This window comes from Chitinophaga sp. (genome assembly GCF_035564935.1).
Taxonomy (GTDB): Bacteria; Bacteroidota; Bacteroidia; order Chitinophagales; family Chitinophagaceae; genus Chitinophaga.
Genome location: NZ_DATMTE010000791.1, coordinates 1 through 8,574 on the forward strand (window position 1 = coordinate 1; position 8,574 = coordinate 8,574).

An 8,574-nucleotide genomic window follows, 5' to 3' on the forward strand; every position below is an offset into this window, starting at 1 on the left:
ATTAGCAGTTTCCATTCTCTTTCTGAAGCCGTGAACGCTCTTTCTGCGTCTGTTATGCGGTTGAAAAGTACGTTTCATTTCTTTTTTTTGTTTTTACCTGTACTATACTAAAACTCCCGGATTAAAGGATTGTATTTTTTAAAACGGAAGGCAAAGGTAGCAGAAAATTTTTGAAAAGCAAATTAAAATACTAATTCTTAAATGTAAAAGTGGAATGCAGCTTACACCACATTCCACTTTTAACATTAGAAATATTAATTATTTAACACCCAGTTTGGTCTTTACAGCAGCCAGGATATCGTCTGCAGCCGGGGAAACCAGCAGCATACCGGCAGAACTGTCGATTACATAGTTGTAACCTTTTTCCTTTGCCACATCTTCAATAGCCTTACGGGCTTTATCGTAGATGGGTTTCAGCAGTTCCTGCTGTTTAGCCTGTACTTTCTGTTCAGCACCTTCACGGTAATCCTGGATACGTTTCTGGGCATCCTGGATTTCACGACCTTTGATTTCTTTCATATTGTCGGTCATAGTGGCCGCTTTATCATCAAATTCCTTCATTTTCTTCGTATACTCATCTACCAGTGCTTTCCCATCACCTTCCAGTCCCTGTGCAAAAGTTTGCAGATCAGTTTCTGCCTTCTTAGCTTCCGGCATGCTGGCTACCAGTGCCTGTGCATTGATATGCGCTACTTTGGATTGTGCCATTGCATTCACGCTGAACAAACCGGTAACCGCCACAAAAGCAATAATTACGTACTTCTTCATGATATTGTCTGTGTTTAAAAAAATTTTAATACTTATAGTTAAAAAATAGGTACGGAGTTATTTCTTGACACCCAAAGATTTCAGGATTTCTTCACTTTTATCCAGTTTGGGATCAGAAAATATAACGGTGGCGCCTGCCGCCTTATCAAGTACAAAGTCATACATCCTGCTGGCAGAAAGCTTCTGCACTGCATTGTAGATCCTGTCCTGGATAGGCTTTACCAGTTCTTCCCTTTTCTTGAAAAGATCACCTTCGTAACCGAAACGCTTCTTCTGCAAATCCTTTGCCTCTTTTTCGCGCGCCACTATTTCATCTTCCCTTTTACGCTTCAGTTCTTCTGTAAGCATTACCTGTTCTGCCTGGTACGACTTGTACATCTTATCCACTTCCTGGAATTTGGCGTCAATCTCCTTCTGCCATTGCTCTGCCACTACATCCAGTTTCTTCTGCGACTCCTTGTATTCCGGAATACTTTCCAGGATATATTTTGTATCTATCACGCAATAGCGCTGTGCACTTGCTGCACCGCCCATAGCCAGCACAATAGCGGCTGTAATAAATAATTTTTTCATGCTACAATAATTTTTTGCAAAACCCAATGACGGTTAAACTTGCAATATATAATTATTTTCCACATTATTCTGGTTCGAAGCCAAGCATAAACGTAAACTTAGCAGCATCTTTCAAACCACCGCCTGGTTGCAGACGGTCAAACCCGATACCATAGTCAAACCCGAGCAATCCAAACATCGGCAGGTAAAAACGCATACCAATACCGGCGGAACGGCGTAATCTGAACGGATTGTACTCATTCAGATCCTTGTAACCGTTGGCCGCTTCCAGGAAGGCCAAACCAAAGATGGTGGAGCTGGGATTCAAACTGAACGGATACCGCAGTTCCATCACATACTTATTGAATACAGTGAAACCGGAATAGTTGGCAGGCTGACCGTTTTCAGGATTGATGCTCGGATCGGAGGTGTAATACACCGGGTAACCTCTCTGGGAGATGATATCACGGTCGTAGATCGCAAAGTTACTCAAACCATCACCACCCATTTCAAACCGGCCGAAAGGCGACAGGGTTGTACGGTTGTTGTAACGGCCAATATAACCAAATTTCGCGGCTACTTTCAATACAAAAGTTTTATTGTCGCTACCCATCGGACGACTCAAAGGCACGTACCATTCTGCATTGAAGCGGTATTTCTGGTACTCAATGAAATTGAACTGCTGGGATGCAGATTCCTTGGAGTAATCCTTGTCGGGATTAAACAGGGAATACGGCGGCGTATACTGTGCAGATACCATGAAGTTGGAACCACTGCGCGGGAAGATCTGCTGATCCACAGAAGAACGGGACAACGTTAGTTTGATGTTGATGTTGTTTGATGTACCGCTTTCAAATCCCGGGATACCAAAATAGTTATAGTTCTTCAGTTTATACTGCTGATAGTTTACAGAGTAGATCAGCGTGAAATAATCGTCCGGCCATTTCAGCTGTTTACCCAATGATACAGAAGCTCCCAATACTTTAAAGTGACCATCCGTTGATGTGGTAGTATCACCGGGAAGCTTGTAATAATCATTATAGGCGTAAGGGTTCTGGTAACTGCTGTAAAGACTTACGGAAAACTGGTTCCTTTTCTTACCACCCAGCCATGGCTCGGTGAAGGAGAAGTTATAGGAGCGGTAAGCCTTACCGTTGGAAGATACACGAACAGACAGTTTCTGTCCGTCGCCGCTTGGCAGCGGATCCCAGGTTTCTTTTTTGAAGATATTACGCAGCGAGAAGTTATTGAACGTAACACCGAGCGTACCGGTTAAACCGATATAACCACCCCAACCGGCAGACAGCTCCAGCTGGTCGTTCGCTTTTTCTTCCACCGTATAATCAATATCAACGGTACCATCCTGTACGTTTGGTACAGGGTTCATACCAATCTTTTCCGGGTTGAAGAAGCCGAGGTTGGCAATTTCACGGTTGGAACGGATCAGATCCTGGCGACTGAACTTTTCACCCGGAATGGTACGGAGCTCACGGCGGATAACGTGTTCGTTGGTTTTTTCGTTACCGGCTATACGCACTTCCTTGATGGTAGCCTGCGGTCCTTCACGCAAACGGATCTCGTAATCAATGGTATCGCCACGGATGCCGATTTCCACCGGGTCGATCTGGAAAAACAGGTAGCCATAGTCCATGTAATAGCCGCTGATATCGCCGCCTTCCTGTGACATTTGTTTACCGATTCTTTTTTCCAGCAGTTCCAGGTTATAGATATCTCCTTTTTTGATACCCAGGATACGGGTCAGTACGGAGTCGGAATAACGGGTATTTCCTTTCCAGGTAATATCACCGAAATAATATTTTTTACCCTCGGAGATCTGCATGTCCACGTTCAGGTTCTGTGAATGGGTTTTATAGGTGGTATCTCTTACAATCACCGCGTCACGGTAACCTTTGGAGTTATAAAGACCTATCACTTTACCTTTATCTTCGAGGTATTTATTTTCGTTGAACTTGGCGGAGCTGAACAGCTTAAAGCGGAAATAAGGGTCCAGCTTTTCAAATGCGCGGGTAGGCTGCAGGAAGCCGTAGGTTTGCCAGAAATCGTCCGGTTGGGCCAGGGAATCCACGTATACGTGTTCCATATCCGGGTGAAGCGTAAAACGGGACTTTTCTTTGGTCCCTTTCATTTTCTTCTTGATCTTGGCGTCGGCTATATTTTCATTGCCTACGATATTGATGTCCTGGATACGTACTTTACTGCCTTTGTTAACGTTAAAGATGAGGTGTTTGGAGTTTACCTGGCCGGTGTCGCTCCTTTCCTCGATTTTAACGGTAGCATTTCCAAATCCTTTATCTGCATAAAATTTATGTACAACACCGATCACGTTTTGTTTCAGGGCTTGTGTGATCACATTTCCCTTACGCAAACCGGCTTTGGTGGTAATATCATCTGCTTCTGTTTTTTTGATTCCCTTGAAAGCGAATGTAGACATACGGGGCATTTCCGTTAGTCCTATTTCCAGCCAGATCTTATTGTCTTCTATTTTGGTTACATAAATGGTTACGTCGGCAAAGAGTCTTTGCGACCATAAGCTCTGAATTGCCTTTGTGAACTGGTCGCCACCGGGGTAAGTAACTTTATCTCCTACATTGAGGCCTGAGAGCGACAACAGCAGTGATTTATCCAGGTATTGGGTACCGGCAACCGTGATTTCGGCAATTTCATACTGTTGCGGGACGCCTGTGTTAATAGGAGAAACGGCCGGCGGATTAGCAGGAGGCTGCGTAGGAGGCACGGTATCTTTTTGCTGAGCGGATACACGAATGCCTGCACTGCAACATAATGCTATAGCCAGAAGGCCCTTAGGAAATAATTTCTTCATTCTGCTGAATTTGTTCGCTTGTTTTGCCAAAGCGCCGTTCTCTGGTTTGGTAATTTAAGATGGCTTGGTAAAGATGTTCATTGCGGAAGTCCGGCCACCGGGTATCTGTAAAATACAGTTCCGCATAGGCCAGCTGATATAGTAGGAAGTTACTGATCCTGCATTCTCCACTGGTACGAATCATTAATTCAGGGTCCGGCAAGCCGGCTGTACAGAGATATTTTTCCCATATCTCAGGCGTTACAGCTGCCGGGTCCAGGGCTCCATTTTTCACATCCAGGGCTATTTTCCTGGCTGCATTCACGATTTCCCACCTTGCACTGTAGCTGAGAGCCATAATGAGATTGAGGCCGGTATTCTGGCTGGTTAAGGCAATAGCCTCTTCCATTTCCCGCTGGCATTGGGGAGGCAGCATTTCCATGTCGCCAATTACGCTCAGCCGGATATTATTTTTTGATAACGTATTCACTTCCATACGGATAGTGTTTACGAGCAATTCCATGATGCCATTAACTTCGTAAACGGGACGGTCCCAGTTTTCGGTAGAAAACGCGTATAGGGTCAGGTAACCTATCCCCAGCTCTGCACAGGTAGTCACTATATTACGCACACTTTCCACCCCTTCGTGGTGCCCGTACAGCCTGTCTTGTCCCCGCTCCTTTGCCCAACGGCCGTTCCCGTCCATAATAATGGCTATATGGCGCGGCAACCGTTGTAAGTCCAATTTTTCCTTCAAGCTCATTTGTGTCAGGCGTATTATAACAGATTATAACAGATCTCCTAAAAGGGTGCAAAGATACAAAAATAGAGTAATGACTTTTTTGGCAAAGCCTGGGAAGGTGTTTTAACGTAGTTTTAACAGCGGATTCAATACCAGTGGGGATTTTAGCAAATTCGGAGACTTATCATGGCGGTTGGCAGGTACGGAAAGGCCGCCCGCAGAAAGTATTTTTTATTTTAAAACTTACAGTTGTAAGAAGTAAAAAGAATACTGATCGTTAATTCGATGGTAACGAACTGGTCCTTATCGCGGCTGTTCCCCCTTTGACGCCCCATCACCCCGATGGGGCTGCCTTTTACGGACGACCTGTCCTGCAATTGCGCCGCCACCGTAGGCTGCCCGTTTGGAAGCGCCGGAAATGCAGCCGGACCGGCGTAAGTAGTGCTTACATCATCCAGGTAATCCGTTTGGGTGAACCGGTACAGCGCCTCCAGGCCCACATTCACTTTTTTGGAAATATTATACTTGAAACCGCCCCCTATCAGCCAGGCATAGGAAACCAGGCTGTAAGGCTTCCTTTCAGGATACAAGGCAGTTCCCTGCCCTTCTGTACCCAGCGGCTGTAAAAAATATTTAACCCCGTCAAGATAAGCATAGGGGTTATAATGAAAAATACTGGCGCCACCCGTAAGATAAGGCGAGAAACGCTCATATAAGCTGCCTGGCTCAAACCGGAAAAAATTGAAATCTCCCTGGAGCGACAACTCAAACAGGTTGGTATTGAAACTAAGGTTCCGCCGTTGCTGAAACTCATTCTTGTTGTACACATCGGAGTAACCCAGTTGCATAAACCGGGCATGGGCGCGGATACCCACGTAATCGTTCATGTATTTACGGTAGTAAATGCCCACAGCGGGTTTCAGGGTATTTAAAGCCCCCCGGGTGTTCAGGTCCCCGAAATACTGCGCCCCTCCCACGGAAAAGCCCAGCTCCCCCACGTATTCCAGTTCATTCTGCGCAGCAGCACGCCCGGCAAATAAACAACCTGCCGATACCAGCAATAAAAAAACGATGTATTGGGAATATTGAAAAGGTTTCAGCATAAATCAGTTCTACTTAAACGCTAAAATGCCGGATTTATTTAATGTATAGCTGATGATTATGCTTACTTATTTGGCGGATGCATGCTTCACGGGGCATAATTTATATTACAATCAGCAGACAATATATTTGTAAATGTAACAATATATTTTACAATTCTATATTTTAATCATATTCCGGGCATCAATTCCCCAGAGTAATTTGTTACGAAGGGTATGCAGGAAGTTGCTGTCATCCAGCCTGAGAAGGCTTAGTTTAAATTGTTCTTTTTTTATAGCCAGCTGTACCCGGTTGTCAATGGTTTCCATACGGCTGTCGAGGGTACAGAGAAACTGGTCGCTGCGGCCTTCCACTTCAAAGGAAATGATGTTATCATTGGGTACAATAATGGGTCTTACGTTCAGATTATGAGGCGCCACGGGGGTGATCACGAAGTTGCCGGCATCGGGGAACACGATGGGGCCGCCACAGCTGAGGGAATATCCTGTAGACCCTGTGGGGGTGGCTACAATCAGCCCGTCTGCCCAGTAAGTGTTTAGAAATTCCCCGTTCAGGTAAGTATGGATCTTTACCATAGCCGAGGTATCCTTTTTATGGATTGTAAATTCGTTGAGTGCGTAAGGCACATCGCCAAACAGGGGAATATTGGCATCGAGGTGAAGCAGCGACCGCTGGTCTACCACGTAGGTGCGGTTCAGCAACGCCTGTACCAGTGCATGGATCTCCTCTTTACCAATGCTGGCCAGGAAGCCGAGGCGGCCAAAATTGATCCCGATCACGGGAATATTGGTATCACGCACATAGCAAACCGTATCCAGCAGGGTACCATCTCCGCCAAGGCTCACGAGGAAGTCGATTTTACCCGGCAGGTCTTCCGCACAGGAAAACAGTGTTGGTGTGGTATCGAAAGGAATGTGTTGCTGCAGGGTAAGAAAAAAAGGCTCGTATATAATGGCAGTTATTTCTGCCCGTTTCAATTCCTCCAGCAACAAGCGGATGTTTGAAATATCTTCTGTAATAAATCCCCTGCTATAAAGTGCTACCTGCATATTTTTTTAAGCTTTTAACGATCGACTCAGTGCTACATATCCACGCACGTGTGTAAAAATAGTCCTTTTTGCCCTAACTGGTTAAAGCTGTATTCGATCCGCAGGCAGGTATCATAGAAGGAAACGATATCGAGCCCGATACCGCCGGTATAAAGGAAGCGGTTGTTCAGGAAGCTGTTGCCCGGAAATTTATTATAGGCGTAACCACCATCGCCAAAGGCTTTGGCGAAGATCCGTACAGGAACGGTATTAAATTTTTTCGGAACAATGGGCAGCTTTACCTTAAAGGAAATAAGTTCCTGCCGCAGCGTGGATTTAAGAATGGCGAAGCTGGTGCCGTCTATCACGTAATATTCCAGTCCGCGCAGGTAATCGTCCCGGTAGCCCAGCGCCTGCTGGTTAATATACGGCTGTTCATTAGAAAGTTTTGCCGCACTGCGGATCCCCAGGGCTGCAAATGTTTTGGGCCGCAACTGCCAGTATTTGGCCATATTGAGCCGGAAGTGCACATCATCCACATCATTCCATGGTCCTATTCCTCTTTTGCCCACCTCTGCCTGTAACCGGAATCCCTTGAGGGGATATACCCAGCTATCTGCCTTAATATAGGTAAAACGGTAGGTGATATCGATAAAACGTACATTGGTGCGGCCTTTCCCGAGGTAATTGGGATTAATAATGGCCACAGAATCCGCTACTTTCTCATAATTATAATTTACAAACACCTGGTGCCGGGCATTAATGGCCCGGCGGTAGCTGTAGTTAAGCCCTATCATATATACCTGCCGCAGGAAATCATCTTTCCGGAAAAACTGCTGCTTATTGTTACTGGTGCTGTCGTTCACCTCACGGTTACGGTTATAGGAGGCGATAATACCGAGGCCGTGACGAAAGTGTTTATCGATATAAGGTACGTTGTACTGCAATGCGAACCGTTGGGTGTAACCAAACTGCAGGGCGGCATTCAGCTCATCGTTGCGGCCGGTAAGGTTTTCCTGGGTACCGCTTACCCCTAAATTAATACGGCTAAGGCTGTGATTTTTTTCCACCCACCACTGGTTGAAGTTACGGTCGGCCAGTTTAAAAATAGGATAGGCAAAGGTGTACCAGCGTTCCCATACTTCAAATACCAGGTCGGCTTCATTACCATTCCAGTTTTTTACATTGGCAGTAACATTGAGAAAAAGAGAGGTATTTAGCAGTTGTTTGCGTCTTTCTTCAAGGGTGTTGGCGAGATCCCGCAGGTAAATGGTATCACCGGGAACAGTGCTTATTTCCCGGAGGATGATGGAAGTCCGGGTTTTCTTATTACCGGAAACAAGGATATTACGCACTACCAGGTAGCTGGTATCCGTTACGGGCGCCGACTGGCCTTCAGCATTTTCCGGTATCACAATCCCCAACAGGCATACAAGGGCCAGCAGGTAGTAACAGCATCTCAGCATGTAGGTCCTTGAAACATTTTAAAAGTGTTGACAATACTCAAATATAACAGATTTTGCTTTACGCGGATTTTGTCTGACTCAGGATTAAACTGATTA

The 8,574-nt window shown here is 45.6% G+C and carries 8 protein-coding genes; all 8 read right to left on the reverse strand.

Features of this window, described 5'->3' with window-relative positions:
- Nucleotides 1–78: 50S ribosomal protein L34 (gene rpmH / locus VN105_RS20560; RefSeq protein WP_325643717.1), on the reverse strand; the 78-nt coding region annotated here is incomplete at its 3' end.
- 180 nt (nt 79–258) lie between these two features.
- Complete coding sequence (locus VN105_RS20565) at nt 259–768, reverse strand: OmpH family outer membrane protein (RefSeq protein ID WP_079471179.1); 510 nt, start codon at nt 766–768, stop codon at nt 259–261.
- Between the two features lie 57 nt (nt 769–825).
- Nucleotides 826–1,341, reverse strand: coding sequence for an OmpH family outer membrane protein (locus tag VN105_RS20570; protein WP_325643705.1), 516 nt, complete (start codon nt 1,339–1,341; stop codon nt 826–828).
- A gap of 64 nt (nt 1,342–1,405) precedes the next feature.
- A complete protein-coding gene (locus tag VN105_RS20575) occupies nt 1,406–4,162 on the reverse strand; it encodes a BamA/OMP85 family outer membrane protein (protein WP_325643707.1) in 2,757 nt (918 codons plus the stop codon).
- The gene (locus tag VN105_RS20580) at nt 4,143–4,904 is read right to left on the reverse strand and encodes an isoprenyl transferase (RefSeq protein ID WP_325643709.1); all 762 of its coding nucleotides are present in this window, start codon (nt 4,902–4,904) and stop codon (nt 4,143–4,145) included. Before VN105_RS20580 ends, VN105_RS20575 begins: the two co-directional genes overlap by 20 nt.
- 215 nt (nt 4,905–5,119) lie before the next feature.
- Nucleotides 5,120–5,986 carry a DUF6089 family protein gene (locus VN105_RS20585; protein ID WP_325643711.1) on the reverse strand — a complete coding sequence of 289 codons (867 nt, stop codon included), beginning with the start codon at nt 5,984–5,986 and terminating at the stop codon, nt 5,120–5,122.
- A 156-nt stretch (nt 5,987–6,142) separates the two neighbouring features.
- Nucleotides 6,143–7,033, reverse strand: coding sequence for an NAD kinase (locus VN105_RS20590; RefSeq protein WP_325643713.1), 891 nt, complete (start codon nt 7,031–7,033; stop codon nt 6,143–6,145).
- A gap of 32 nt (nt 7,034–7,065) precedes the next feature.
- Nucleotides 7,066–8,478 (reverse strand): POTRA domain-containing protein, encoded by a 1,413-nt coding sequence (locus VN105_RS20595; RefSeq protein WP_325643715.1) that lies wholly within the window; start codon nt 8,476–8,478, stop codon nt 7,066–7,068.
- Nucleotides 8,479–8,574: the final 96 nt, after the last annotated feature.